The 869-nt window shown below is 53.3% G+C and carries 1 protein-coding gene; it reads left to right on the top strand.

Features of this window, described 5'->3' with window-relative positions:
- Nucleotides 1-869: DUF3991 and toprim domain-containing protein (locus tag RX395_RS09760; RefSeq protein ID WP_316367273.1), on the top strand; the 869-nt coding region annotated here is incomplete at both ends.

Below are 869 nucleotides of genomic sequence, written 5' to 3'. Positions count from 1 at the left end.
GTATTATACCCAAGCACAGATTGACCGGGCAAACGCCGTCAGTCTGGAAGATTTTCTCCGTACACAGGGAGAGACGCTTATCAAAAGCGGACGGGAATACCGCTGGAAAGAACATGACAGCCTGACCATTCGTGGAAACAAATGGTTTCGCCACAGCCAGAGCAAGGGCGGCTATCCCATTGATTTTGTCATGGAGTTTTACGGAAAATCCTTTCCCGAAGCCGTCCAGCTCCTGACCGGCGAAAGCGGCGAGGGACAGAGCGAAGCCACCACAGCACCGCCCACAGCGTTCCACTTGCCCTTGCACAACAGAACAGCCGACAGAGCAATTCAATATCTTTGCGAAAGCCGAGGTCTCAACAAAACGCTTGTTGAGGCTTTTCTTCTTTCCGGGGATATTTACGAGGACGCAAAGCGGCACAATGTTGTGTTTGTCGGCAGAGACCGAAACGGCACACCGAGATACGCCCATGTGCGAGGAACGGCAGACACATTCAGACAGGATATTACCGGGTCTGACAAGTCCTATCCGTTCCGATATGAGGGCAACAGCAACCAGCTCTTTGTCTTTGAAGCTCCGATTGACCTTTTGTCCTTTATCTGCCTTTATCCGCAGGACTGGCAGACAAGGAGCTACCTTGCCCTGGGCGGCGTTTCTGGCAAAGCCCTTGACCGTTTTCTTTCTGAACGCAAGGACACCCAAAAAGTGTTCCTCTGCCTTGACAGCGACGCCGCTGGAAATGAAGCCTGTACCCGACTGGCACACCCCATTCCCAGCGAGATCGCCGTCATTCGCCTTGTCCCGGCAAGGAAAGACTGGAACGATGTTCTCCGTCAGCAAGGGGACATTCCGACCCGCCAACAAATCA

The organism is Collinsella aerofaciens (assembly GCF_032584215.1).
In the GTDB taxonomy this organism is placed as follows: Bacteria; Actinomycetota; Coriobacteriia; order Coriobacteriales; family Coriobacteriaceae; genus Collinsella.
The sequence above is the reverse complement of the archived record's forward strand: the minus strand, read 5'-3'. Positions and strand labels throughout refer to the sequence as shown.